This is a genomic window from Brevundimonas sp. FG8, assembly GCF_057808845.1.
Genome location: NZ_JBMDIU010000001.1, coordinates 345,296 through 369,925 on the forward strand (window position 1 = coordinate 345,296; position 24,630 = coordinate 369,925).

At 66.2% G+C, this 24,630-nt stretch carries 22 protein-coding genes and 1 pseudogene; 13 read left to right on the top strand and 10 right to left on the bottom strand.

The features are described from left to right. Positions 1–159: 159 nt before the first annotated feature. The 5 genes from ACODRV_RS01535 to ACODRV_RS01555 all read right to left on the bottom strand — a co-directional run bounded on the left by ACODRV_RS01535 (position 160) and on the right by ACODRV_RS01555 (position 8,521). The gene (locus ACODRV_RS01535) at positions 160–447 is read right to left on the bottom strand and encodes a DUF1294 domain-containing protein (protein WP_488907191.1); all 288 of its coding nucleotides are present in this window, start codon (positions 445–447) and stop codon (positions 160–162) included. A gap of 7 nt (positions 448–454) precedes the next feature. Then, positions 455–3,754: a carbamoyl-phosphate synthase large subunit gene (gene carB / locus ACODRV_RS01540; protein WP_488907192.1), complete on the bottom strand. Its 3,300-nt coding sequence runs from the start codon at positions 3,752–3,754 to the stop codon at positions 455–457. A gap of 25 nt (positions 3,755–3,779) precedes the next feature. Beyond that, positions 3,780–4,094 carry a hypothetical protein gene (locus ACODRV_RS01545; RefSeq protein WP_141625928.1) on the bottom strand — a complete coding sequence of 105 codons (315 nt, stop codon included), beginning with the start codon at positions 4,092–4,094 and terminating at the stop codon, positions 3,780–3,782. Between the two features lie 183 nt (positions 4,095–4,277). Further along, complete coding sequence (locus ACODRV_RS01550) at positions 4,278–7,613, bottom strand: TonB-dependent receptor domain-containing protein (protein WP_488907193.1); 3,336 nt, start codon at positions 7,611–7,613, stop codon at positions 4,278–4,280. Between the two features lie 200 nt (positions 7,614–7,813). Next, complete coding sequence (locus ACODRV_RS01555) at positions 7,814–8,521, bottom strand: HAD family hydrolase (protein ID WP_488907194.1); 708 nt, start codon at positions 8,519–8,521, stop codon at positions 7,814–7,816. Between the two features lie 162 nt (positions 8,522–8,683). Between ACODRV_RS01555 and ACODRV_RS01560 the strand changes: the two genes are divergently transcribed. The 3 genes from ACODRV_RS01560 to carA are packed head-to-tail and all read left to right on the top strand — an operon-like array spanning position 8,684 to position 12,104. After that, positions 8,684–9,514 (top strand): hypothetical protein, encoded by an 831-nt coding sequence (locus ACODRV_RS01560; protein ID WP_141625931.1) that lies wholly within the window; start codon positions 8,684–8,686, stop codon positions 9,512–9,514. A gap of 48 nt (positions 9,515–9,562) precedes the next feature. Then, complete coding sequence (locus ACODRV_RS01565; protein WP_488907195.1) at positions 9,563–10,900, top strand: amino acid permease; 1,338 nt, start codon at positions 9,563–9,565, stop codon at positions 10,898–10,900. A 46-nt stretch (positions 10,901–10,946) separates the two neighbouring features. Next, positions 10,947–12,104, top strand: a complete 1,158-nt coding sequence (gene carA / locus ACODRV_RS01570) for a glutamine-hydrolyzing carbamoyl-phosphate synthase small subunit (RefSeq protein ID WP_488907196.1) — start codon at positions 10,947–10,949, stop codon at positions 12,102–12,104. A gap of 57 nt (positions 12,105–12,161) precedes the next feature. Here the strand turns inward: carA and ACODRV_RS01575 are convergent, their stop codons facing one another. Continuing rightward, positions 12,162–12,428: a hypothetical protein gene (locus ACODRV_RS01575; RefSeq protein ID WP_488907197.1), complete on the bottom strand. Its 267-nt coding sequence runs from the start codon at positions 12,426–12,428 to the stop codon at positions 12,162–12,164. Positions 12,429–12,646: 218 nt separating this feature from the next. Between ACODRV_RS01575 and dnaG the strand changes: the two genes are divergently transcribed. From dnaG to ACODRV_RS01600, 5 genes are all read left to right on the top strand, one after another. Then, positions 12,647–14,521: a DNA primase gene (gene dnaG / locus ACODRV_RS01580; protein WP_488907198.1), complete on the top strand. Its 1,875-nt coding sequence runs from the start codon at positions 12,647–12,649 to the stop codon at positions 14,519–14,521. Between the two features lie 69 nt (positions 14,522–14,590). Next, complete coding sequence (gene rpoD / locus ACODRV_RS01585; RefSeq protein WP_141625938.1) at positions 14,591–16,543, top strand: RNA polymerase sigma factor RpoD; 1,953 nt, start codon at positions 14,591–14,593, stop codon at positions 16,541–16,543. Positions 16,544–16,965: 422 nt separating this feature from the next. Beyond that, positions 16,966–17,700, top strand: coding sequence for an extensin-like domain-containing protein (locus ACODRV_RS01590; protein ID WP_488907199.1), 735 nt, complete (start codon positions 16,966–16,968; stop codon positions 17,698–17,700). Positions 17,701–17,851: 151 nt separating this feature from the next. Further along, positions 17,852–18,307: a hypothetical protein gene (locus ACODRV_RS01595; RefSeq protein WP_488907452.1), complete on the top strand. Its 456-nt coding sequence runs from the start codon at positions 17,852–17,854 to the stop codon at positions 18,305–18,307. A 164-nt stretch (positions 18,308–18,471) separates the two neighbouring features. Next, positions 18,472–18,744 carry a hypothetical protein gene (locus tag ACODRV_RS01600; RefSeq protein WP_488907453.1) on the top strand — a complete coding sequence of 91 codons (273 nt, stop codon included), beginning with the start codon at positions 18,472–18,474 and terminating at the stop codon, positions 18,742–18,744. A 351-nt stretch (positions 18,745–19,095) separates the two neighbouring features. On the opposite strand, the pseudogene ACODRV_RS01605 reads toward ACODRV_RS01600, so the two are convergent. Continuing rightward, positions 19,096–19,740: pseudogene (locus tag ACODRV_RS01605) on the bottom strand (AbiJ-related protein); the annotation flags it as partial. Between the two features lie 319 nt (positions 19,741–20,059). On the opposite strand from ACODRV_RS01605, the gene ACODRV_RS01610 reads away from it, so the two are divergent. Further along, a complete protein-coding gene (locus ACODRV_RS01610) occupies positions 20,060–20,278 on the top strand; it encodes a hypothetical protein (protein ID WP_488907200.1) in 219 nt (72 codons plus the stop codon). 37 nt (positions 20,279–20,315) lie between these two features. Here ACODRV_RS01610 and ACODRV_RS01615 read toward each other — a convergent pair whose 3' ends face one another. Further along, complete coding sequence (locus ACODRV_RS01615; protein WP_141625944.1) at positions 20,316–20,663, bottom strand: DUF1428 domain-containing protein; 348 nt, start codon at positions 20,661–20,663, stop codon at positions 20,316–20,318. Between the two features lie 120 nt (positions 20,664–20,783). Here ACODRV_RS01615 and ACODRV_RS01620 point away from each other — a divergent pair, with 120 nt between their 5' ends. Further along, a complete protein-coding gene (locus tag ACODRV_RS01620; RefSeq protein ID WP_488907201.1) occupies positions 20,784–21,317 on the top strand; it encodes a hypothetical protein in 534 nt (177 codons plus the stop codon). A 4-nt stretch (positions 21,318–21,321) separates the two neighbouring features. On the opposite strand, the gene ACODRV_RS01625 is transcribed toward ACODRV_RS01620, so the two are convergent. Beyond that, complete coding sequence (locus tag ACODRV_RS01625; protein WP_141625946.1) at positions 21,322–21,531, bottom strand: flagellar basal body rod C-terminal domain-containing protein; 210 nt, start codon at positions 21,529–21,531, stop codon at positions 21,322–21,324. Positions 21,532–21,636: 105 nt separating this feature from the next. Between ACODRV_RS01625 and ACODRV_RS01630 the strand changes: the two genes are divergently transcribed. Continuing rightward, positions 21,637–21,960: an Mpo1-like protein gene (locus tag ACODRV_RS01630; protein ID WP_488907202.1), complete on the top strand. Its 324-nt coding sequence runs from the start codon at positions 21,637–21,639 to the stop codon at positions 21,958–21,960. Between the two features lie 62 nt (positions 21,961–22,022). Here ACODRV_RS01630 and ACODRV_RS01635 read toward each other — a convergent pair whose 3' ends face one another. Next, a complete protein-coding gene (locus ACODRV_RS01635) occupies positions 22,023–22,649 on the bottom strand; it encodes a 3D domain-containing protein (RefSeq protein WP_141625948.1) in 627 nt (208 codons plus the stop codon). A 219-nt stretch (positions 22,650–22,868) separates the two neighbouring features. On the opposite strand from ACODRV_RS01635, the gene ACODRV_RS01640 reads away from it, so the two are divergent. Both ACODRV_RS01640 and ACODRV_RS01645 read left to right on the top strand, forming a co-directional pair. Beyond that, on the top strand, positions 22,869–23,453 hold the full coding sequence (locus tag ACODRV_RS01640; RefSeq protein ID WP_488907203.1) for a glutathione S-transferase family protein: 585 nt from the start codon (positions 22,869–22,871) through the stop codon (positions 23,451–23,453). Between the two features lie 72 nt (positions 23,454–23,525). Further along, positions 23,526–24,554 (top strand): S1/P1 Nuclease, encoded by a 1,029-nt coding sequence (locus ACODRV_RS01645; RefSeq protein WP_141625950.1) that lies wholly within the window; start codon positions 23,526–23,528, stop codon positions 24,552–24,554. Positions 24,555–24,630: the final 76 nt, after the last annotated feature.

Sequence of the window (24,630 nt, forward strand, 5' to 3'; positions counted from 1 at the left end):
TCCCGTTTGGCGAATGGGGGAGGGTTGGGTGGGGGTGAGGGCAGGCTTCGTCGGGCTATGGAAAATAAGGCTCCGCCGACCTCTCCCGACGCGTCACGGTCTTCGATACCGAGCGCGCACCCCCATCCCCAGCCCTTCCCCCATCGAGGGGGAAGGGGGCTATTTCAGCCCCCACCACACCCCCGCCGCCACCAAGATCAGGTGCACAGCCACCGCCGCGCCCAACAGCGTCCGGAACGGCTCCTTGCGGGTCTTGTGGCGTAGCAGGTGCTGGGCGAACCATGCGCCGATCCCGCCGAACAGGGCGGCCAGCAACAGGGTGCGCTCCCGCACCCGCCAGTCGCCGTTGCGCGCCTGAATCTTGTCGAACCAGAACAGACAGAACACCGCCGCCTGCAGGACGGCCAGCACGATCAGCGCCTGATCGACGCGCGTGAGGCCGTCCATCGCCGGGTCAGGCGTAGTTCTGGATCGGACGAACATCCAGTTCGCCCGCCTTGATCGCCCCGATCGCCTGCGCGGCCGCAAGGGCCCCCGCGGCGGTGGTGTAGTAGGGGATCTTCATCATCAGGGCGGTGCGACGCAGGCTGAAGCTGTCCTGCAGCGACTGCTTGCCCGAGGTGGTGTTGAAGACCAGCTGGACCTCGCCGTTCTTCATCGCGTCGACGATGTGCGGACGGCCTTCCAGCACCTTCTTCACCAATCCGACCTCAAGGCCTTCGCCCGTGAGGTACGAGTGCGTGCCTTCGGTGGCGATCAGGCTGAAGCCTTCGGCCAGCAGGGTCTTCGCGGCGTCGAGGATGAAGGGCTTGTCCTCATCCTTCACCGAGATGAAGGCGCAGCCGCTGGTCGGCAGGGTGGTGCCGCCGCCCAGCTGCGACTTGGCGAAGGCGCGGGCGAAGGCGGGGGCCATATCGGCCTCGCCCTCGCGCTTCCAGTCCAGACCCATGACCTCGCCGGTCGAGCGCATTTCCGGTCCCAGGATGATGTCCACCCCGGCGAAGCGGGCGAACGGGAAGACCGCCTCCTTCACCGCGATATGGTCATAGGGCTTGTCGGTCAGGCCGAAGGATTTCAGCGGCACCCCCGCCATCACCTTGGCGGCGATGCTGGCGATGGGCTGGCCGATGGTCTTGGCGACGAAGGGCGCGGTGCGCGAGGCGCGCGGGTTCACTTCCAGCACGAAGATGCGCGGGGTCTCGCTATGCGGCTCCTCGATCGCGAACTGCACATTCATCAGGCCGCGCACCTTCAGCGCCCGGGCCATGGCCTCGGTCTGGCGCTTCAGCTCGGTCACGATGGCCGGGGAGAGCGAGTAGGGGGGCATCGAACAGGCGCTGTCGCCCGAGTGAACGCCGGCTTCCTCGATGTGTTCGAGCACGCCCGCCACGAAGACGGTCTCGTCATCGCACAGGGCGTCCACATCCACCTCGGTGGCGCGGTTCAGATAGTGGTCGATCAGCACGGGGTCGTCGCCCGAGACCAGCATGGCCTCGTGGACGTAGCGATCCAGTTGCTCGCGGTCGTGGACGATCTGCATGCCGCGGCCGCCCAGCACATAGGAGGGACGCAGGACCACGGGGTATCCGACCTCTTCCGCCTTCTGCGCGGCTTCCTCAGCGCTGCGGGCCAGACCGTTCGGCGGCTGCTTCAGGCCGATGTCGTTCAGCATCTGCTGGAAGCGCTCGCGGTCCTCGGCCAGGTCGATCGAGTCGACCGTGGTGCCCAGGATCGGCACGCCGTCCTCCTGCAGCGCATGGGCCAGCTTCAGCGGCGTCTGGCCGCCGAACTGGACGACCACGCCGATCAGCTCGCCCTTGGAGCGCTCGACGTCGATCAACTCCAGCACGTCCTCGGCCGTCAGCGGCTCGAAATACAGGCGGTCGGAGGTGTCGTAGTCGGTCGAGACCGTCTCGGGGTTGCAGTTGACCATGATCGACTCGACGCCGATGTCCGCGAAGGCGAACGCCGCGTGGCAGCAGCAGTAATCGAACTCGATACCCTGCCCGATGCGGTTGGGTCCGCCGCCCAGAATGATCGCCTTCTTCCTGTCCGAGGGATCGGCCTCGTTCTGCGGGACCTGGCCCAGCGCGCCGGTCTCATAGGTCGAGTACATATAGGCGGTGGCGCTGGCGAACTCGGCGGCGCAGGTGTCGATGCGCTTGAAGACCGGGCGGACATCAAGGGCGCGACGGGCGGCGCGGACGGCCTTCTCGGTCGAGCCGGTCAGCTGGGCCAGACGAGCGTCCGAGAAGCCCTTGGACTTCAGCTTGCGGAAGTCGTCGGCGGTGGTCGGCAGGCCCTGCACGACGATATGGCCTTCGGTCCGCACGATGTCGGCGATCTGGCGCAGGAACCACGGCTCGTAGGAACAGGCGGCCTGCACCTCTTCCACGGTCAGGCCGTGGCGGAAGGCCTGGGCGATGACGCGGATGCGGTCCGGCGTCGGCACGCCCAGGGCGCGGATGACGGCGGCGCGGGCGCTCGCGTCGTCCTCCGCGCCGGCCACGCCCTCGATCTCGACCTCGTTGAAGCCGTTCAGGCCAGTCTCAAGACCGCGGAGGGCCTTCTGCATCGATTCCTGGAAGGTCCGGCCGATGGCCATGACCTCGCCCACCGACTTCATCGAGGTGCCCAGCAGGGGCTCCGAGCCCGGATATTTCTCGAAGGCGAAGCGCGGGATCTTGGTGACGACGTAGTCGATGCTCGGCTCGAACGAGGCGGGCGTGACCTTGGTGATGTCGTTGGTCAGTTCGTCCAGCGTGTAGCCCACGGCCAGACGGGCGGCGACCTTGGCGATGGGGAAGCCGGTGGCCTTGGACGCCAGCGCGGATGAGCGCGACACGCGCGGGTTCATCTCGATCACGACCATGCGGCCGTCCGCCGGGTTGATCGCCCACTGGACGTTCGACCCGCCGGTTTCGACGCCGATCTCGCGCAGCACGTTGATCGAGCCCGTGCGCATGCGCTGGTACTCTTTGTCGGTCAGCGTCAGGGCCGGAGCGACGGTGATCGAGTCACCGGTGTGGACGCCCATCGGGTCCACGTTCTCGATCGAGCAGATGATGATGCAGTTGTCCGCCGTGTCGCGGACGACCTCCATCTCGTATTCCTTCCAGCCCAGCACCGACTCCTCGATCAGCACCTCGGTGGTCGGCGACAGGTCGAGGCCGCGCAGGACGATCTCCTCGAACTCCTCGCGGTTGAAGGCGATGCCGCCGCCGGTGCCGGCCAGTGTGAACGACGGACGGATCACGGCGGGCAGGCCGACGAACTCCAGACCCTCCAGCGCCTCTTCCATCGAGTGGGCGGCCTTGGAGCGGGGGCTTTCCAGACCCAGCTTGTCCATGGCGTCGCGGAATTTCTGACGGTCCTCGGCCTTGTCGATGACCTCGGCCTTGGCGCCGATCATCTCGACCCCGTGGCGCTTCAGCGCGCCGGAGGCTTCCAGCGCCAGCGCCGTGTTCAGCGCCGTCTGCCCGCCCATGGTCGGCAGCAGGGCGTCGGGCTTCTCCCTGGCGATAATCTTCTCGACGATCTCGGGCGTGATCGGCTCGATGTAGGTCGCGTCGGCCACCTCCGGATCGGTCATGATCGTGGCCGGGTTCGAGTTCACCAGGATGACCCGGTAGCCCTCGGCCTTCAGCGCCTTGCACGCCTGCACGCCGGAATAGTCGAATTCGCACGCCTGTCCGATGACGATGGGACCGGCGCCGATGATGAGGATCGACTTGATGTCTGTGCGCTTGGGCATGGCCTGAGGCTCTTCTTCTTGATCTTCAGTTCGTCACGACCGCGCACTCCCAGCCGTCGTAGTCGAGCTGGAAGGCCGCGGCCCAGGATTGCATCATGGAGGAAACGGGCGCGAACGAGGCTTCGTCCACGGGGATGGTCGTTTCCAGAACGGTCATATCGTCCTGACCACGCGTGACGAAGCCGGCCCGCCGGGCCACCTCGTTCAGGTCGTCGTGGTCGCCCTCGCCATAGAAGTAGAAGAGGGTGTGCCGGGGCGTCACGCCGTTGTCGCCCTGGGCCGCCAGGGCCGCGCGCACGGCGGCGTCGCGTTCTTCGTGGCTGGCGTCAGGGGCGGACACGGGCGGGGAGGCTCCTTGCGCGCGAGAACCCGGCGCGGGCGGCTGCCGGCGCGGTTCCGTTCGGGTTGTCGGTTAAGCGGCCCGTCTAAAGACGCAGCCCCTCGGGGGCAAGCGGGATTCGCCCCCTGAAACGACAAAGGGCGGCCCTTGCGGGCCGCCCTCCATTCTCTTGGCGTCGTTCGATCAGAACGGACGGTAGTTCAGGCCGATGAAGAAGCGACGGCCGTAGGGGTCGAAGTTCGAGTAGAGCGTCGTTCCCAGATAGGTCGCCTGCTCGGCGTCGAAGGCGTTCACGACACCCGCGCGGACCGACAGGTCGTTGCGGACATTCCAGCGGACGGTGAAGTCGTGGCGGGTGAAGTCGCCCGTCCTGAACTCATCGTACTCGCGTTGGTCGTTGTTCGACACCGCGTCGCGGATCTGGATGATGTCCTGGCTCGACTGCCAGTCAGCGGTCCAGTTCACGCTCCAGACGTCGTTCGGCGTCCAGGTCAGCGACGAGCTCATGCGGACCTTCGGATAGTAGAGGGTCCCGGCCAGAGCGGTCTGGTCCGACGGGTCGTCGGCGTTCAGGTACTCGTTCTGGTCGATCAGCCACGAACCGGCCAGGGCGTAGTCCAGACGGCCCCAGGCGTTGCCGGTCAGCTCTTCAAGGTCGAGCGAGTAGCGACCGGTGAAGTCCAGACCGCGCGTCTCGAGCTTGGCGTAGTTGACCGAGCCCTCGATGAAGCCGCCGATGGCGTCGCCGACCGGAGCGCCCAGACCGAAGTCGATGTCCGGGTTGTTGCGGAAGATGGTCGCGCAGGCGGCGGTGTTCAGCGTGGCGCCGCTGACGCAGTTGTTCGCCACGGTCTGGGCCGACACCGACGAGATCACGTTGTCGATCTGGATTTCGTAGTAGTCCAGAACCAGCGAGAAGTTCGGGAAGAAGCGGGGTTGCAGCACCGTCGAGAAGGTGAAGCTGTCCGACTCTTCCGGCTCCAGGAACGGGTTCCCGCCGCTGACGCCGGCAATGCCCGAAACGTAGGTCGGGTTGAAGTCGTCGGCGTTGGTCGCCGTCGCGCCGGCGAAGTCGAAGGTGTAACCCGCCGCCGTCGCCAGAGCCGTACAGTTGTTGATGCGGTTCGTGCGGGTTTCGCTGTCCTGGGCCGCGATGACCAGGGTGGCGCAGGGATCAACGAAGCCGTTCAGGAAGGTCTGGCTGTAGGGCGCGAAGTTTTCGGCCAGATCCGGCACCCGGACCGAGCTGTTGAAGCTGGTCTTGAAGGTGATGTCGCGGATCGGGCGGTACACAAGGTTCACGCCGTGAACGTCGATGTCGCCGACGGTCGAGTAGTCCGCATAGCGGTACGAGCCGCTGATTTCGGCATACTCGCCCAGCCAGGTGTCACGGAACACGGGGATCGAGACTTCGGCGAAGACTTCCTCGCTCTCGTACTGGACGAAATCGAAGTCCGGACCCGAGTTCAGGAACAGGAACTGACGACCGGCGGTGTCGCGGTCGCGACCCGTGGCCTCGGTGCCTTCACGACGGTACTCGGCGCCCAGGGCGACACCGATCGGACCGGCGCCCCAGAAGTCCCACAGCTCGCCCGAGACCGAAGCGATGACCTGCTCCTGCTCGTTGCGCTCGGTGACGCCGATGACGGCGTCGATGTAGGCCAGCGCTTCTTCGCTCTGGTTGCCCTTGCCGAAGACGTTCAGCGGACGGCAGTCGGCGATCGACTGGCGGCCGTAGGCGCTGTCGCGCAGGTCTTCGCCCGTGCCCATGTCCAGCGCGCCGGCGGGGGCGCCCTGGGCGTTCAGCAGTTGGGCGCGGCAGACGATCTCGCCGGGGCGGCCGTTGACCACGCCGCCGGCGTCGACCACGGCGTCCGCGGCCAGGGCCACGCGCTGCGAGTCGGTGCCGCGTTCACGGTTTTCAACCTCGACCTGGCCGTAGGTGTAGCCGATGTCCCAGCTGATGTTGCGGATGAAGCCGATGTCTGCCGGCGAGCCGCGCAGGCCGAAGACATAGCGCTGCAGTTCACGGGTGTTGTCCTGGGTGCGGTCCGGGCCGAACATGCTGTGACGCGCGTTCTGCAGAAGGATCGGAGCCAAGGCCGTGCCGGCGGCGGTTTCCGTCGGTTGCGAGTACGGCGTCACCAGGTTGCCGGCGATCGCATCCTTGACGTTCTGCGGCAGGAAGGCGTTGTCGCTCCAGCGCAGGTCGAAGTTGGCGACGTTATAGATCGGGTTGACCGAACCGGCGCCGTACGAGTTCACCAGGTCGATGTCGTAGAAGGTCGGCTGCGACAGGTCGAAGGTGTCTTCGGTGACGTATTTGGCTTCGGCGTACAGCTCGATGCTGCTGGTGAGGGCGAAGTTCGCGCCGGCCTGGAAGCGAGCCGATTCCGAACGCGGAACGCGCGAGCCGGTGCTGAATTCGGCCGGGTTCTCGCCGTCACCGCCGATGTTGTACGGACGGTTGATGCCGGTTTCACCGACACGCTCGCCGAAGTCGGCCAGACGGGCGGTCGTGCCGTCGTACCAGTAGGTCTTGCCCGGCTGAACGCCGAAGCAGTTGGCGCTGTACGAGAAGCCCGCGGCTGAACCGGTGCCCGAGAAGCAGTCCACGTAGGGGACGTTCGGATTGTTCAGGGCGCTGGGCTGCGAGACGTTGGCCAGGGTGGTCTGGCCCCAACGCGGCAGGTCGATGCGGCGCACGCCGGTGTAAACGCGGCTGTCCAGAATGCCGTCGCTGCGGGCCGTCGTCGGGTCGGCGTCGATGCCGATACGAACGGGAGCGTCGCGCAGCCAGTCGATGTCCAGCGAGGTGACTTCATCGACCTGCTCGTATTCGCCGTGCAGGTACAGGTTCAGTCGGCCGTCCAGCAGGTTCACACCGCCCAGGGCGGAGATGCGTTTGTTGGCTTCACCGTTCTGGTTGATCATGCCGTAGTTGGCGTCGATCTCCAGACCTTCGAAATTCTTGCGCAGAACGAAGTTCAGCACGCCCGAGACGGCGTCGGCGCCATAGACCGACGAGGCGCCGCCGGTGACGATCTCGATGTTCTCGATCAGGAGGCGCGGGATGGTGTCGACGTCGACCGACAGTTGACCGCCGCTGGAGCCGACGTGGCGACGACCGTCGACCAGCGTCAGGGTGCGGTTCGAGCCCAGCGAGCGCAGGTTCGGCAGCGACAGGCCGCCGTCACCCAGGCCCGAGCCGGTGGTGTCCGACGGAACGACCGAGTTCGACAGGGCCGGGATGGTGGCCAGATAGTCGATGACCGTGGTCTGGCCGGTCGACAGCAGGTCTTCGCGCTGGACCTGGATCAGAGGGGTGGCGGCGTTCTCGGCGCTGCGGCGGATGCGCGAGCCCGTGATGACGACTTCGCCCAGTTCAGTGGCGTCCTGGGTGTCGGCTGCGGTCGGTGCTTGCTGAGGGGCCGGGGTCTGGGCCCAGGCCGGAGCCGCAACGGCGATGACACCAGCCAGCACGGTGCTGGCCAGCAAGTGGCTACGCATAACAGTCATTCGTGAGTCCAAATCCGAAAAGGGGTACGCCTTTTGCGCTGCCTCCCCCAAGCCAGAGCGACGCCACAAACTCACCTCAGATATGTCAGGTCAAGACGGTTTCGGACACTTTCGACACTTTTCACTGTTATTTGTGACGCCTGTGACGCCATTCTGCACCACATTGCGATTTCTTTGATATTTGCCGGAACAAAACGCCGTTATTTGAGCAGCGCTTCCTTTTGCTCGATCCAGCCCGGAAGCTGGTTGATGGCTTCCAGTGCGCCATAGCGGGGGTGGCCCTCCGGGGCGTCGGCCAATTCGTGCGCCCAGGTGATGGCGTAGGGGATGTGCACCGCGAAAGCCCCGGCCCCCAGGGCGGGCAGGACGTCGGACTTCATGGAGTTGCCCGCCATGACCGCTTCAGCCGCGCCGGTGCCGTGACGGGCGAACAGATGGGCGTAGGTTTCCACGGTCTTTTCGGAGACGATCTCGACGGCGGAGAAGAGTTCGCCCAGACCGGAGGCGGCGACCTTGCGTTCCTGATCCATAAGGTCGCCCTTGGTGATCAGAACCAGCCGGTACTTCTCTGACAGGGCGGCCAGGGCGTCGTCGACGCCGGGCAGGGTCTCGACGGGATGGGCCAGCATCTCGCGACCAGCGGCCAGGATTTCGCGCACGACTTCCGGCGGCGCGTTCCCGCCCGTCAGTTCCATGGCCGTTTCGATCATGGACAGGGTGAAGCCCTTCACGCCGTAGCCGTAGAGCTGAAGGTTCCGTCGCTCGACGTCGGCCAGACGCGCCTCAATCAGCGTTTCGTCGCCATGGTCGGCCAGAAGGTCGACGAACCGGGCGTGGGTCAGCCGGAAGATGGTCTCGTTGTGCCAAAGGGTGTCGTCGGCATCCAGGCCGATAGTGGTGATGGTCATGCCGGGCTCCCTGAACCGAATCCCGAGGCGCGTCGAGTGTTCGGAAGGTGAGGGCGTTCATGATCAACACGATGCTGACCATGTTTGTCAGGGATATCTTGGTGAAGGGCGCGCATTCTCGGGATGCGGGAAGGCCGGGGGGCATTCACGTGGGAGCCGGTCATGATCGGAAACCCGACGGGGCGGAACGATCCGCCCGATGAAGCGACCCGGGGAGACGGGGCGCGTGGTCCGCCGGAGGGGCGACCCGGGGCGACGCCGCCGCTTGAACGCCGGGCCTATGCGACGCCCTATGAAAGCCTGACCTTCACCCTGGTCACCCGCGCGCGGCAGGAACTGACCGTCACACTGGCCGCGCAGCCTGTGTTCGATCTGGCGCGCTGCGCGCCGGTCAGTCGCCGCATCAGGCGCACTGTCAGGCACCGGGGCGGTGAGCGGGCGCTGACCGGGCTGCGTCGGAGGACGCTGGAGCCGGCGGACCTGAGGCGGATCGACCTTCAGACCCTGCATCAGGGGCTGGATATGTTGAAACTTGGGGTGCACGAAAGCGGCGTCCTTCCGGTCTTCTGGCGCACGGTCGCAACGAGTCGGGGCCGGTTCGCCCTGCTCTGTTCGGAGATGCAGCACGAGCGGCCGGGCGCCTTGCTGGTCGAGGTGATGGGTGGGCTGGAGCAGGCGCCGCCGGAAGCCGTACAGGCGGCGATCGGACATTTCGAAACGACCCGGCAGGCCGCGATCCTGCATCTGTCGCCCGACGCCGGCGCGGTCCGGCGGCTGGCGGGGGTCACGGCGGGTTGCCTGTCCATCGATTTCGCCGGGGTGGAGCATGAGAACGCGCGTGACTGGGCCCAGGCGGCGGCGCTGATCGGCGTCTGCCGCGAGGTCTGCGGGCAGGTGATGCTGCTGAACCTGAGACCGGACCGGGGTCTGGCGGCGCACGAGGCGGGGGCCACCCACGCCGTCTTCGCCGGAATGGACGCGATCACCGTCTGAGAGGGCGCCGGTTGACGAAAAGCCCCGCGGAGAGGCACCTCTGCGGGCATGAGCCACGCCGAGCACTCCATCCCCTTGCCCGAAGACCCGCTGGCGGATCGTCACAAGCTGGGTTGGGGTCTGGCCGCGCTGGTCGTGGCCGGGAACATGATCGGTTCGGGGCTGTATCTGTTGCCTGTCAGTCTGGCCTCCACCGGCAGCTCAAGCCTGATCGGCTGGCTGGTCGCGGCGGTGGGCGCCTGTACGCTGGCGCTGGTGTTTGGCGCGCTGGGGCGGGTGGCGCCCAAGGCGGACGGTCTGTCGGGCTTCGCCGAGAGGGGTCTGGGCCGGTTCGCAGGCTTTCAGGTCTCGCTGGCCTTCTGGATGGCGTGTCTGGTCGGCAATGTAGCCGTGGCGGTGGCGGCGACCGGCTATCTTGGCTTCTTCTGGCCGATCCTGAAGGATCCGGTCGCGGCGACCCTGTGCAATCTGTCCCTGATCTGGGTGGCGACCATCGCCTACATCATCGGCGCCCGCACGGCCTCGTGGCTGGCGGCGGCGGCGCTCGTGATCGGCCTCATCCCCATCGCTATCGCGGTCGCGGCGGGCGTGAGCGCGTTTGAGCCGGAGGTCTTCAAGGCGTCGTGGAGCCCCTCGGGCGAGCCTCTGCTGAAGACCGTGCCCGCCTCGCTGGCCATCATCTTCTGGGCCTATCTGGGCGTGGAGAGCGCGGCGGCCCTGTCGCACCGCGTCCGCCATCCGGCTGTGGACGTGCGCCGGGCTTCTGTCGCCGGGGCGCTGTTGGCCACGGTCGTCTATGTCGCCGCGACCGTGGCGGTGTTCGGCGTGATCCCGGTCGCGCAACTGGCCCATTCGACCAGTCCCTACGCCGATCTGGCGGCGCGGGTGTTCGGCGGCTCGATCGCGGGCGTCGTGGCCATCTGCGCCATCGCCAAGACGCTGGGCACCATCGGCGGCTGGACCATGATGGGCGGCGAGACGGCCCGTGCGGCCGCGCAGCAGGGCTATCTGCCGTCGGGCTTCGGATCGGCGACCAGGACGCCCGTCGTGACGCCCTTGCTGGGCGCCGCCTTCATGAGCCTGATCGCGGTTCTTTCGGGCCAACCCACGCTGGGCGGTCAGTTCGCGATGCTTGTGGGCGTCACCTCGGTGCTGACGTTGAGCATCTATGCGGTCTGTTCATTGTCCCTGTTCCGGCTGGCGAAGACGCCGGGGGCCCGGATCGTGGCCGTGCTGGGACTGGTGTTCGCCGCCGCCGCTGTGGCCGCCGCGGCGCCGGGATACCTCCTTCCGACGGCGGGTTTCGTCGCGCTGATGACCCTCGCCTGGTTCCTATTCCTGAGAAAGTCGGCATCGCGCGTTGACCGTGAGGGTCAGGGGGCCTAACCACCGCGCCGTTTGTTCGCCGGATTACGGCCCTACGGAGCGCGCCATGACCCAGACCCTTCTTCCCGGCGTCACAGGCGTTCTGGCGCTGGCGGACGGCACGATCTTCCAGGGTGTCGGCTGCGGCGCCACCGGCACGGCGCTGGGGGAGGTGGTCTTCAACACCGCCATGACCGGGTATCAGGAAATCCTGACCGACCCGTCCTACATGAGCCAGATCCTAGCCTTCACCTTCCCGCACGTCGGCAATGTCGGGGTGAACGTCGAGGACATCGAACAGATCGGTGGCGGTTCGGACACGGCGGCCAAGGGCGCGATCTTCCGCGACGTGCCGACCGACCCGGCCAACTATCGCGCCGAAAGCGACTTCGACAACTGGATGCAGCGTCGTGGCGTCGTGGGTCTGGCCGGGATCGACACCCGCGCCCTGACGGCTCGCATTCGCGACACCGGCGCCCCGCACGCGGTCATCGCCCACGATCCGAACGGCAATTTCGATCTTGAGGCTCTGGTCGCCGAGGCGAAGGCCTGGACCGGTCTGGTCGGTCTGGATCTGGCCAAGCCCGCCTCCACCTTGCAGGCGTTCGAATGGGACGAGGGCCTGTGGGAGTGGCCGGAAGGTCACCCGCGTGTCGACGCCGCCGACAAGTCGGTGGTGGTCATCGACTATGGCGTGAAGCGCAACATCCTGCGTGCTCTGGCCTCAACCGGCGCGAAGATCACCGTGGTGCCGGCCACGACGACGGCGGAAGAAGTTCTCGCCCGCAATCCGGACGGCGTCATCCTGTCGAACGGTCCGGGCGATCCCGCCGCGACCGGTGAATACGCGGTGCCGGAGATCAGGAAGCTGGTCGAAAGCGGCAAGCCGGTCTTCGGCATCTGCCTGGGCCACCAGATGCTGGCGCTCGCACTGGGCGCGAAGACCGTGAAGATGGATCAGGGCCACCACGGCGCGAACCATCCGGTGAAGGACCTGACGACCGGCAAGGTCGAGATCGTGTCGATGAACCACGGCTTCACCGTGGATCGCGACAGTCTGCCGGACGCGGTTGAGGAAACCCACGTCAGCCTGTTCGACGGCACCAACTGCGGCATCGCCCTGAAGGGCAGGCCGGTGTTCAGCGTCCAGCACCACCCGGAGGCGTCCCCGGGACCGACGGACAGCCTCTATCTGTTCCAGCGCTTCGCGGATTCGATGAAGTAAGGTTGGATAGCCCGCGGCAGCGGGCGAGGCGTCCAGCTTGTCTTTCGCCCGCGAGCGTCAGGGCAGGGGCGCGAAGCTGGCTTCTTCCCGCAAGGCGCAAGCCTTGCGGACAGCGACCGGGGCTGCGTGCAGCCAGTAGTCGGCGTCTTCCGGCCGGTTGGCGCGCCGTCGCTCCAGTCCGCGCCTGCGCCGCAGGGCGGCGTTCTCAAGCAGCCGGGCGTGCAGGGCGCGCGGCGAGACGAAAGGGACAGCGGGGGAGCCGGGGACGGCGACGGCGTCGGGGCCTTTGGGCTCCACCGCCGGACGGGCGATGGCGATGAACATGGGCAGGCTTTCAATCGTGACGATCCGGCAGCGTCCGCTGACAAACCGGCGATGGGTCGTCCGCTTTTCCGGGACGGTTGCGTGGATAATCCACAAGACCTGTGGATAGTTCCGAAAAATTACGTTTTGAATCAGACGCTTAGTGTCTCGATTTCGCCGTCTTGGTTAATGAAAGGTAAATCGCGGCCATTGGGTGAGTCGCGCGCTATAAGGCGTCGGTGCGCTTTGATGATCGCTTCATTGAGGAACTGAAGGCCCGCCTTCGCCCGTCCGACATCATCGGACGGTCGGTGAAGCTCAAGCGTCAGGGACGCGAGTTCGTCGGCCTGTCGCCCTTCTCGAAGGAGAAGTCGCCGTCCTTCTTCGTCAATGATGACAAGGGTTTCTTCCATGACTTCTCGTCGGGCAAGCACGGCGATGTCATCAGCTTCCTGCAGGAGACCGAGCGGCTGAGCTTCGTCGAGGCCGTGCAGCGGCTGGCGGCGGAGGCGGGTATGCAGCTTCCAGCCGAGGACCCGCAGGCGCAGGAGCGCGAGCAGAAGCGGCAGGGCCTGAACGACTGGATGGACCTGGCCCAGAAATGGTTCGCCGCCAACCTGCGCCGGTCGCCGGGCAAGGCGGCGCGGGAGTATCTTGAAAAGCGCGGCCTGCCGGAAGATCAGTGGGAGCGGTTCGGTCTGGGCTATGCGCCCAACGATCGCGAGGGCCTGAAGCAGGCGCTGGTCCAGCGCGGGGCGAAGCCGGGTGATCTGGTGGAGGCGGGGCTGCTGATCTCGCCGGAAAGCGGCGGCCAGCCCTATGACCGGTTCCGCGACCGTCTGATGTTCCCCATCCTTGATGCGCGAGGCCGGATCGTCAGCTTCGGCGGGCGGGCGATGAACCCGGACGATCGCGCCAAGTATCTGAATGGTCCCGAAAGCCCTCTCTTCCACAAGGGCGCGACCCTGTATGGCCTGCCGGAGGCCCGCCGCATCCTCGGCGCCGCCTCTCGGGGCGAGCAGGGGATCGTCGTGGTCGAAGGCTATATGGACGTGATCGCCTGCCAGCGGGCGGGCATCCCGGCCGTGGCGCCGATGGGCACGGCCCTGACCGAGGAACAGATGGAGCGGTTGTGGCGCGTGTCGTCCGAGCCGGTGCTGTGCTTCGACGGTGATGCGGCAGGACGACGGGCGGCGTATCGCGCCGTGGATCGCGCCCTGCCGCAGCTGAAGCCGGGCCGGTCGTTCCGCTTCTGCCTGCTGGATGGAGGGCAGGACCCCGACGACATCCTGCGTGATCGCGGCGCGCCAGCCCTGCGTCAGGCGTTGGCCGAGACCAAGGCCTTCGCCGAGGTGCTGTTCCAGAAGGAGGCGGAGGCCGAGCCGCTGGACACCCCCGAGCGTCGCGCCGGCTTCAAGGGGCGGCTGCGTCAGCAGGCGTCGGCCATTCAGGACAAGGATCTGGCCGAACAGTACCGGCGGGAGATGTACGAGCGGTTCGATGCGGCGTTCCCGTCGCGCCGCCCGCAGCAAGCCCAGTCCGGCGGTCAGGGCTACGGTCAGGGCAGGGGGCGCTTCGGCGGTCCGCCGCCCAAACTGGGCCAGACCGCCGAGGGCGCGCAGGCCATGCAGTCGCTGAGCCGCGCGATCGAGCCGGTGGCCGCGGCTCTGGCTCACGGCGCCATCGATGATCCCGAGCGAATGGATGATCATCTGGAGGCGATCTCCGCCCACGGCTTCGGTGATCCGTCGTTGAACGGGTTGGCGCAGGAGATGGTCCGGCTGCGCTTCTCGGGCCAAGACCTTGACTCTGCCGCGCTCCGTCGCCATCTGGCGCAATCGGGTCATGATGTCTTGATGCGCGAGGTCGAGAAGGCGGCGGCAAAGTCCGGCGCGCCTTTCCTGGCTGCAGACAAGCCCCTCGGCGAGACGAGGATCCGATGGTCGCAGGCGTTTGACGCGTTAACCCGTGTCGCCGCCTTGGAAGACGCCCTGTCTTCGGCGCGTGGCGTGCCGGGGCAGGACGAGGCATTCCGCCGGTTGAAAGCCGAGCGGGACGCGCTGCGTCGTGCGATCAAGACTGGAGAAATTTGGGAAGATAGCACGAGTTCGTAACCAACGACCTCGACACACGTTGTATTTGGCGGCGGGCCTGATCAGCCGGCCACCCGGAGAAGAGACTGAATGAGCGCCCAGACCGAGACGCAGGAAGCCGAAGTTCAGAGCGACGGCCCGCTGCTCGACCTTACCGACGCCGGCGTCAAGAAGTTCATCAAGCAGGCGAAAGCCCGCGGCTATGTGACGATGGAGGAACTGAACAAGGTCCTGCCGTCCGAAGAGGTGACCCCCGACCAGATCGAGGACACCCTGGCCATGCTCAGCGAGATGGGCGTGAACGTCGTCGAGGCTGAGGAAGACGCGGAGCAGAAGGAAGGCGAAGGCGGCGAAGTCGCCGAGCGCGCCGAGACTTCGGTCGCGGAAACGCCCGCCAAGGCCGCCTATGACCGCACCGATGACCCGGTGCGCATGTACCTGCGCGAAATGGGCTCGGTCGAGCTGCTGTCGCGCGAGGGCGAAATCGCCATCGCCAAGCGCATTGAGGCCGGTCGTGACGCGATGATCTCGGGGCTGTGCGAAAGCGCCCTGACCTTCGAGGCCATCATGGTGTGGCGCGACGAGTTGGCGAATAACCGCATCCTGCTGCGCGAGGTCATCGACCTGGACGCGACCTATGGCGTGCTGAACCCGTCGTCCCTGCCGCACAACCAGCCGCCGGCCGGTGAAGCCGTCGAGGAAGACGAGGAAGAAAAGGCCGCCGGGGAAGAAAAGCCGGAAGGCGATGATGATGATGATGACTTCGATGATGGCGGCGGCATGTCGATTTCGGCGCTGGAAGCCGAGCTGCGTGACGGGGTCATGGAAGTGCTGGATGCGATCGCGGCCGACTTCGGCGGCTTCCGCAAGCTGCAGGACAAGCTGGTCGAGGCCCGCCTGAAGGGCGAGGTGCTCAGCGCCAAGGACCAGAAGGCCTATGACACCCTGACGGCGACCATCTCGGGCCGCCTGAAGACGATGAAGCTGAACAACAACCGCATCGAGGCGCTGGTTGAGCAGCTGTACGCGATCAACAAGCGTCTGATGGGTCTGGAAGGCCGCCTGCTGCGTCTGGCCGACAGCTACGGCATTTCGCGTCCCGAGTTCCTGAAGGCCTACTTCACCAGGGAACTGGACCCGAACTGGTCCGAGAGCATCAAGGAAATGGGCGTCCGCTGGACCAAGTTCAGCGACAACGAGGCCAACCAGATCGCCTCGATCCGTGCCGACGTGGCCGCCGTGGCGACCGAAGCCGGTCTGCCGATCGACGACTATCGCCGCATCGTCCAGACCGTTCAGAAGGGCGAGCGCGAGGCCCGTCAGGCCAAGAAGGAAATGGTCGAGGCCAACCTGCGCCTCGTGATCTCCATCGCCAAGAAATACACCAACCGCGGCCTGCAGTTCCTGGACCTGATCCAGGAAGGCAACATCGGCCTGATGAAGGCGGTCGACAAGTTCGAGTACCGCCGCGGCTACAAGTTCTCGACCTACGCCACCTGGTGGATTCGTCAGGCGATCACCCGCTCGATCGCCGATCAGGCGCGCACCATCCGTATCCCGGTGCACATGATCGAGACGATCAACAAGATCGTCCGCACCAGCCGCCAGATGCTGCACGAGATCGGCCGCGAGCCGACCCCGGAAGAGCTTGCCGAAAAGCTGGCCATGCCGCTGGAGAAGGTGCGCAAGGTCCTGAAGATCGCCAAGGAGCCGATCTCGCTCGAAACCCCGATCGGGGACGAGGAGGACTCGCACCTCGGCGACTTCATCGAGGACAAGAACGCTGTCCTGCCGATCGACGCCGCCATCCAGTCGAACCTGCGCGAGACCACCACCCGCGTGCTGGCGTCGCTGACGCCGCGCGAGGAGCGGGTCCTGCGGATGCGCTTCGGCATCGGCATGAACACCGACCACACCCTGGAAGAAGTCGGCCAGCAGTTCTCGGTGACGCGTGAGCGGATCCGTCAGATCGAGGCCAAGGCCCTGCGCAAGCTGAAGCACCCGTCGCGGTCGCGGAAGCTCCGGTCCTTCCTGGACAGCTGAGAATGACGAAGGGGCGGTTCGGAAGAGCCGCCCTTTCTCTTTTGAGCGACGGTGCCTCACTTTTCCCCCGTGCAGGGTGTTGGTGACCTCTTTGAGGTTGCGGCCCGTCTACCTCCGGTGCACCTTCGGGGGGCTTGAGGCCGAAACCTCAAGCCCCCCTGCGGGTGCGCCAGTCAAACTTGCGAGGGTGTGGGGCCCGTTGGTAGCAGCCAGCGGGCCCTTCGCTTGCCTGACAAAGAGATGATGGCTCAATCCGCCCGCTGTTGGGTGGATTTGTCGCTGCAATCCACAGAACTCCGACATTTAATCGTCCTACTGCATTTTTTGTTCTATGTTTGTTCTTGTTTGAGGTCCCCGTACCTTCTGCGTGTTCGCTCTCTCGTGATCGGCTGTTCCGTGCAAATCACCCTAGCGTCCGGCCCATGCGCGCCCTCCCGTCGATCCTGACCATCGCCCTGCTCGTGGCGAGCTGCAGCCCGATGACGCCGGAGCGGCGGCCCGTGACGTCCTACCCCACGCCCTATTCGCCGACCGAGGCGCCGCTGGTCGGGGCTCTTGTCGACCAGCCGATTTCGGGCGGCACCCGCGCGGCGGTGCTCCGGGAGAGCGCCGAACTGACCCAGTGCATGGCCCAGCTGACGGCGGCGCGGGTGACGTTCCGGCCGTCGCCGGACAAGGGCGACCCGCAGGCGTGCGGCCTGACGGCGGGCGGCGTTCTGGGGCCGGACATGGGGACGGTGGCGCGGATGGCGCCCGGCGATGTCGAGATGACCTGCCGAACCGCGCTGGCGCTCAGCGTCTGGCGGCGGCAGTCGCTGGAGCCGGCGGCGCGGGAAATCCTCGGCTCGGACGTGGTCCAGATCGATCACATGGGCGCCTATGCCTGTCGCAACGTGAACAACGGCGGGGTCAGCAACCGGATCAGCGCCCACGCCCAGGCGGCGGCCGTGGACGTGGCGGGGGTGCGGCTGAGGGACGGGCGGCGGATCAGTCTGAAGGATGACTGGTTCGGGGGCGACGAGGCCGAGCAACGCTTCCTTCGCCGCATCCGCGACGACGCCTGCCGCATCTTCGGCACGACCCTGAGCCCGGACTACAACGCGGTCCACGCCGATCACCTGCATCTCGAGGCGACCGATACACGCTTCTGCCGGTAGGGCGCTGACGCCCTCTCCATGGGGATAGGGATGATCACGGGAGAATTCGGCGACAGGTTTTCGGTGATTTGGACGACGGCGTCGTGTGATTCCGACGACTTGGGCGACGCATGCGTCCGATTTTGGCGCAGGCGCATGTTTCCCTGTCGGCATGGACCATTTCCGCCTGAGAAAATATCGCGGCCCCAAGGTGTGGGCCAGGGTGCGCGAGGCCTATGAGGCCGGCGAGAGCGGGCCGTCGTGTACGCGACGGTTCGATGTCGGCCTGGCCAATCTGAGGAAGAAGGCGCGACTGGAGGGCTGGACACGCCGCCATCAGGCCGAGCGCGCGGACCGTGAACTGCCGCGGGAGGACGCGGCGGTCGTTGCGCCGGATGGGAGTTCCGGGGAGCCGATGGATCGCCCGACCGCGTTGAACGCCTGTCTCGACCATGCGGCCAGGGCGATGGCGCGCGGAGACGGGCAAAAGGCGCTGGCCGCGATCAAGGCGGCTCTGGCCTTCACCGAAGTGACCCGCAAGCTGGATGGGACGGAGGACCTGTTCGCCATGGAGCCGGGACGGCAGCGGGCGCTGGCCTTCCTGCGGTCGCAGGGGGTGTTGGAGTAGGCGGCTATCCGCGGCAAGCGCGCTGGCGGCTGGAGTAGCGACTGCTCGGCAGGCGGACGGTAGCCGGGCGCCCCCGGCTGGCACCCTCGCCCGAGGTGCAGGCCCGCCGGCGCGTGACCGGGACGAGGCGGCTGGAGAAACACCGGGGCGAACGCGCCTTCCGCATGGCCCGGGACCTGCCGAGCGACACCGGTTACGACCTGGCCGACAACTGGGCCGTGGAGGCCCTGCGCTGGCGCGCCCGGGTGATGGGGCCGGAGCAGGGCCAGCGATGCGGTCTCCCCGTCAGCGAAATGGTGCTTGCCATCTACCTCCAAAACAATCCGCTGCCGCCCAGGCAAGAGGATCAAGAAATCCATTCTTTGGCGGGGAAGCGGCAGGCGATGACGGAGGGTTTTCACCACAGCGGGGTCATAGTGAAGATAGACCTGCGGTAACAGCGCAGGTAGGGCGTCGCCGAGCGTGGATCGGTAGGCTTGGAAGTAGGTCGCGAAAACTCTTCGTTCGGCGTCCGATGCGAGAGATTCTTGAAGCCGCCTTCCCAAGCTGGCGGCGTCGCCACCATTCGTCAGTCCCGACCACCATGTTACCAGATCGGACCACAGCAACCCGCCGGGACCGATCGGTCGATCATATATCAAGCAGCTTTCTTCACCCGACAATATGACGATGTCGTTGTTAATAGCGTCGGCGAAGCCAATTTCGGGCTTGGGGCCGCGTGAGGCAAAAATCAGATTTTTTGGACGACCACCGACGCCTCTGACGACAGAGCGGAATGCATAAATTGGATGCCCCGACTCTTCGCCATCGGGAGCCAACTCGTAACCGTCACGCACCAACACCTTGTTGAGTGCCGCGACCGTAGTCTCTTGTTCTTCGCCCGACCGCGCCAGCGGATGGACCGCATCCTCGATAAGGGCCGCGAAGCGCGCTCTCGAGCACTCAAAAGCGCCGACCTCCGCGAACAACGCCTCGACTGACCAGTCTCCTGGGTTTCGTACCATATGTTGATAGATGCGATCTCGGAGGCTCTTGCCACTTCGGGGCCCGAAGATGCCATCGAAGGGATCGTCAACTAGGAAGTAGCGTCCGACCAACTCGCCGGGATCCATCTCTCCAGCGAGATCGTCTCCAAACACCCGCGCGATGTCCCGACGGGTGATGCGGCTCAGCCCGGGCTCGTTCGCTTCGAGGATTTTTCGCGCTGCCTCATCCATCGCGATGTCACCGCGTGCCGCTGCGAAGGTGAGGCCGAGCTCGGCCATCTTCGTTTCCGAAAGGTGGTCCAAGGCCAAGTCGATCCGCTGGTTCTTGGATAAGCCTTCTCCATTCGGAATTTCCAAGCCCGCCAGACGCTTTGGCTCCACGTCCAAGACTGCATGAGTCATCCCGTGGAAGTAGCCTTGGATCAACGTGCGAAGGGTTGGGGCCATGACTACGTTCTATTTGCCGTCAGGGCTAAAAGTCACGCCTGCTTCTGCCTGTAAGAGGCGCTTCCCGAAAACGAGTGATCGAACATTGACTTGGTCAGAAGCGGATATTCCTAAGGTCAACTAAGGGGCAGGAGCTATCTACTCCCCCAACACCTTGACCCAGTCCACCTGCATGGCCTGTGGGAAGGCGGTCTCACCCACCCTCACTGAGCGCCCCGATTCCCGCCGACGGCGATGTTGAGGATCAGGTGAAGGGGCTGTCGAAGGGCTGCTGGGGCGGTCCACGGAGCCCTCGTTCGGGATGGTGAAATAGGGCTGGTTGTCGATCAAGAAAATGATCCGCTGGGGCGTCCAGTGGGTCTGGTCGATGTGCAAGGCGGTGCAGGCGTCGGTCAGCTGGGCGTTGCCCTGTTTCCCGGTGTGGCGGATGTGGTTGAAGGCGCCGGCGGGGATGACGCCGAAGACAGCGCCGGGCTCCGTCGCCGGGTTGTACGAGGCCTGGGCGCGGTTGACGCTTCAGGGGGCTGAGGGTCCCTGAAGCGTCAGCCGCGAGGGCCTGCCCTAACCCGCCCGGATCAGACTTCGCTCAGCAGGTCGAAGCCGCCGTAGATCATGCGCTTGCCGTCAAACGGCGGCGCGACGTCGGCCATGCGCTCATCCTGCATGAGGGCCTCCCAGCCGGCGTCGCGCGTCGCCCTGTCGGGCCAGGTGATCCAGCCGACCGCGACGGTCTCTCCCTCCTGAAGCGCGACGGCGCGGCGGAAGTCGGTCAGCTTGCCCTCGGGCACATCCGCGCCCCAGGTCTCGGTGACGGACACGGCGCCGTGCGCCTTGAACAGGGCTGTCGTGAGGGTCGAGTGCTCCAGATAGGCCGCCTTGTCAGCGGTCCGGACGGGGATCACGGTGATGTCGATGAAGGCCATGGGGTTCTCCATTCAGGTCCGCGCCGGTGTCGGCGACCTGACCCTAACGCGTGACGCGACGGATCGACAGCCGGCGTAACGCGGGTCATCCTGCCGTTAACCGTCGCGGGGACCGTCGCCATGATCAGCCTGGCCCATCTGAAGAACCGTCTGGGGCAGTACGCCGCCCTGTGGATCGGGGCCTTCCTGCTGTCCGGGGTGGGGATCTGGCTGGTGGCGGTGTTCGTCGATCTGATCGACGCGACGGACCTGATCCTGCCGGCGGCCCTGATCGGTACGGCGCTGATCCTCGGCGTCGGCGTGATCGCCAGCCTGCTGTCGCGCGAGACGGTCGGGACGAAGCTGGCGGTGCTGGTGCTGGCGGCGCTGCTGGTGCTGCCCCTGCTGTGGGCGCCGATGTCGGCGGCGGTGGCCATCGCCTTCTTCGCGGACCGCTCCATCGAATACTCGCAGGCCTATGCGGCCTTCCAGATCGGGGTGGCGCGGCTGCTGTTCCCGCTGAGTCAGGCGGTCGGGGACGGTGATCTGTTCGGCTGGGTCTGGAGCGCCTTCCAGTGGGTGTCGACCGTGGTGGGCTTTCTGGCCGCCCTGACCAAGATCTGGCCCGCGGTGCGTCGCTTGCTGGGGCCGGAGCCCAGGGCGGAAGAGGGCTGAAAAATCAGGCGAGGATGTCGAGCAGGCTGCCGTACATGGCGTCGGCGGTCTTGAGCACGGAGACATTGGCGCGGAAGGCGGTCTCGGCCTGAATACGCTCGACGCTTTCACCCGCCAGATCGGCGAGCGGCGCGCGGGCGGTGCGCTCGGCGCTGGCGGCGAAGCGGGCCGAGGCGTCGGCGATGCCCGAGGCGGCGATGGCGAAGGCTTGCATGGCAGGCTCCCGTGAAGCGGTCAGTGTCGCGCGCCGGCCTTACCGGGCGGCTGACAGGCATGGTGAACGCTTGACCGCACAGCGTTCCGGGCGGAACCTGCTTGCATGAGCAGTCCACCCGCCCCCGGCGAACGCTATCAGTCGTTCAGCCAATTCTATCCGTACTATATCCACGAGCACTCCAACCGGACGTGTCGACGGATCCACATCATCGGCTCGGCGCTGGTGATCGGGGTCGCGGTGTTGGCGCTGGTGACGCTGAACGCCTGGTGGCTGCTGGCCATGCCGGTGATCGGCTACGGCTTCGCCTGGGTGGGGCATTTCTTCTTCGAGAAGAACCGGCCGGCGACGTTCCGGTACCCGCTGTGGAGCCTGATGGGCGACTGGCGGATGTTCTTCGAGACGATCAGCGGCAAGCGGAAGTTCTGAAGGCCAGAAAAAACCCCGGCTCGCGAGAGCCGGGGCTTTTTGTTTCGGGCGCCGGGGCGGGCTTAGTTCGATGCGCCCGTTGCGCGCGGGGAGGCGGCGGCCATCAGGGGCGCGTTGCGGCTGGGGGTGTCGTCCCAGTCCGGCGGGCAGCCTTCAAAGCGACCGGCGTCGGCGATGGTCAGGGTGCGCATGTTCAGGCGCATGGCCGGCTGCATCGACCCGCGGCCGTGACCGGTGAACAGGTCGACCTTCTGGCCCTTGATCGCGCCGCCGGTGTCCGAGGCGTACCAGTAGCCGTCGTGAAGGGTGCCGTCGGCCAGACGCAGGCCGACCGTCTCGCGGATGAACAGGACGCTGCGGCGCGGAATGTAGCGGGGGTCAACAGCGACGGTGCGCATGGCGACCGGACGGCAGCCGAGGCTGTCGTTGCCCGTCGCGCCGCCGCCGCCTGCGTGATAGAGGCGCGCAGATGCGTTCCAGCGGGCGTCGCCGTCCATCAGGGCCTGTTGTTCGGAGGTCAGTTCGACCGCCATGCCGTCGTTGGAACCTTCATTCGTCGGGGCGGTTTCCTCAGCACCCCACGACTGCGCGGCAGCCGCTTCGTAGGTGACCGGTTCACCGGTGACGTCCGCTTGGGCGGGGAAGGCCATCGCCCAGAAAAGGGCGAACGCGGCGGCAGTGCCGAACATGAGCGGACTCGCGGAATCACCGGCCCCTGACGCGTCCGGCGAGGGGCTTTTCGTTTCCAATTGTGTCAAAAAACGGACCTGACAGATCAGCTGCGACCACCTGTCCGGATGATCGGTGGATAAGCAGGGCTTCTGCATGGTCAAGCGGAACCGTGCTTCGCTAATGCTGACAAGTCTGTAAGCTGTATTCGCAGATCAACAACTCTTTGCTGGATCGAGATGCTTACTGTCTATGGCGATATTCGTTCGGGCAACTGTTTGAAGGTCAAGTGGTTGCTGGAATGGCTGGGCCGTGATTATCACTGGGTTGAAACTGATGTCACAACCGGTGTGACCCGATCTCCACAGTTTTTGGCCCTGAACCCGGCTGGCCAGACGCCGACGATTGTATTTGATGACGGCAGACCGCTGGCGCAGTCGAACGCCATACTTGTCCACATGGCGGAAGGGACGGCCCTGCTCCCGACCGACCCGTTCGACCGGGCGAAGATGTTCGAGTGGCTGTTCTGGGAGCAGTACAGTCATGAACCCTGTATCGCCGTGGTGCGCTTCCAGCGCGCCATCGCCGGGCGCGCGGCCGGGGAGATTGATCCCCGCCTGATCGAAAAGGGCTACGCCGCGCTGGCGCGGATGGAGGCCGGTCTGGCCGGGCGCGACTGGCTGGTCGGGGAGGCGGTGTCCTTGGCCGATCTGGCGCTGGTCGCCTACACCCGGGTGGCGCATGAGGGCGATTTCGATCTGACGGCGTACCCCAATGTTCGGACCTGGGTCGGGAAGGTGGAGGCCGCGTTCGGCATCGCGTGAAAGCAAGACTCCGCTGGACCTTGCGGCGAGGCGCATTTAACCCCAGAGCCTCCACAGCCCGGACACTGCCCCATGAAGCGTTTCGCCCTCGCCGCCGCCGCCGTCTGCGTGGTGGCCGCCGTCGCCGTTCCCGCCGCCGTTCAGGCCTGGGGCAACACCGGACACCGGTTGATCGGCGTCGCCGCGATGCGTGGTCTGCCGGAGGAAATGCCCGCCTTCCTGCGCACGCCGGGCGCCGCGTCGGATGTGGGCGAACTGTCGCGCGAGCCGGACCGCTGGAAGGGCGCCGGTCAGCCGCACGACCGCGAGCGGGATACAGCCCACTTCGTCGATCTGGATGACAACGGCTTCGTCTTCAACGCCCGGGGGCCTTCGGTCGACAGCCTGCCGCGTCTGAAGTCGGAATACGATGCGGCCCTGATCGCCGCCGGTCTGGACGTCGATGACGCCGGCTATCTCCCGTATGCGATCTGGGACGCCTACCAGAACCTGGTGCGGGACTTCGCCTACTGGCGCGTGCTGAACGCCCAGGAAGCGCGCGAAACCGACGAGATGAAAAAGGCCTGGTATCGGGTGGACCGCGAGCGCCGCGAGGCCCTGATCCTGCGCGACATGGGCGTTCTGGGCCACTACATCGGCGACGGCTCGCAGCCGCACCACACGACCATCCACTACAACGGCTGGGACCGGAACACGCCGAACCCGGAAGGCTTCACCACCTCGCGCCAGACCCACGGCCTGTTCGAGGGCGCCTTCACCGCCCGCGTCGCCCGTCTGGACGCCATCGAGGCGGCGATGGCCGCGCCGAAGCTGGACGGCTTCGACCTGCGCGCCCGGGTGCCCGCCTATCTGCGCGAGACCCTGTCGCAGGTGACGCCCTTCTATCGTCTGGAGAAGGCGGGCGGCTTCGCGGACGGCGACCGTCGCGGCGCCGAGTTCACCATCGCCCGTCTGGCGGCGGGGGCGTCGGAACTGCGGGACTTCTACATTCTGGCGTGGCGCGACTCGGCCGACGACAACATTGGCTGGCCCGCCGTGAAGGTGGCCGAGGTCGAGGCCGGGACGGCTGATCCCTGGCTGGCCATGCACGGCGAGGACTGACCCCGGGTGGGTGAAGAGTGTTAGTGAGCAGGAGGTGAGCGAGATCGCACCGGTGGTCACGACAGCGGCTCACCCC

Excerpts from the sequence above, each read along its gene's own strand:
- ACODRV_RS01535 (WP_488907191.1), bottom strand. The coding sequence starts at position 447 with ATGGACGGCCTCACGCGCGTCGATCAGGCGCTGATCGTGCTGGCCGTC.
- carB (WP_488907192.1), bottom strand. The coding sequence starts at position 3,754 with ATGCCCAAGCGCACAGACATCAAGTCGATCCTCATCATCGGCGCCGGT.
- ACODRV_RS01550 (WP_488907193.1), bottom strand. The coding sequence starts at position 7,613 with ATGACTGTTATGCGTAGCCACTTGCTGGCCAGCACCGTGCTGGCTGGT.
- ACODRV_RS01555 (WP_488907194.1), bottom strand. The coding sequence starts at position 8,521 with ATGACCATCACCACTATCGGCCTGGATGCCGACGACACCCTTTGGCAC.
- ACODRV_RS01560 (WP_141625931.1), top strand. The coding sequence starts at position 8,684 with ATGATCGGAAACCCGACGGGGCGGAACGATCCGCCCGATGAAGCGACC.
- ACODRV_RS01565 (WP_488907195.1), top strand. The coding sequence starts at position 9,563 with ATGAGCCACGCCGAGCACTCCATCCCCTTGCCCGAAGACCCGCTGGCG.
- carA (WP_488907196.1), top strand. The coding sequence starts at position 10,947 with ATGACCCAGACCCTTCTTCCCGGCGTCACAGGCGTTCTGGCGCTGGCG.
- ACODRV_RS01575 (WP_488907197.1), bottom strand. The coding sequence starts at position 12,428 with ATGTTCATCGCCATCGCCCGTCCGGCGGTGGAGCCCAAAGGCCCCGAC.
- rpoD (WP_141625938.1), top strand. The coding sequence starts at position 14,591 with ATGAGCGCCCAGACCGAGACGCAGGAAGCCGAAGTTCAGAGCGACGGC.
- ACODRV_RS01590 (WP_488907199.1), top strand. The coding sequence starts at position 16,966 with ATGCGCGCCCTCCCGTCGATCCTGACCATCGCCCTGCTCGTGGCGAGC.
- ACODRV_RS01595 (WP_488907452.1), top strand. The coding sequence starts at position 17,852 with ATGGACCATTTCCGCCTGAGAAAATATCGCGGCCCCAAGGTGTGGGCC.
- ACODRV_RS01600 (WP_488907453.1), top strand. The coding sequence starts at position 18,472 with ATGGCCCGGGACCTGCCGAGCGACACCGGTTACGACCTGGCCGACAAC.
- ACODRV_RS01615 (WP_141625944.1), bottom strand. The coding sequence starts at position 20,663 with ATGGCCTTCATCGACATCACCGTGATCCCCGTCCGGACCGCTGACAAG.
- ACODRV_RS01620 (WP_488907201.1), top strand. The coding sequence starts at position 20,784 with ATGATCAGCCTGGCCCATCTGAAGAACCGTCTGGGGCAGTACGCCGCC.
- ACODRV_RS01625 (WP_141625946.1), bottom strand. The coding sequence starts at position 21,531 with ATGCAAGCCTTCGCCATCGCCGCCTCGGGCATCGCCGACGCCTCGGCC.
- ACODRV_RS01630 (WP_488907202.1), top strand. The coding sequence starts at position 21,637 with ATGAGCAGTCCACCCGCCCCCGGCGAACGCTATCAGTCGTTCAGCCAA.
- ACODRV_RS01635 (WP_141625948.1), bottom strand. The coding sequence starts at position 22,649 with ATGTTCGGCACTGCCGCCGCGTTCGCCCTTTTCTGGGCGATGGCCTTC.
- ACODRV_RS01640 (WP_488907203.1), top strand. The coding sequence starts at position 22,869 with ATGCTTACTGTCTATGGCGATATTCGTTCGGGCAACTGTTTGAAGGTC.
- ACODRV_RS01645 (WP_141625950.1), top strand. The coding sequence starts at position 23,526 with ATGAAGCGTTTCGCCCTCGCCGCCGCCGCCGTCTGCGTGGTGGCCGCC.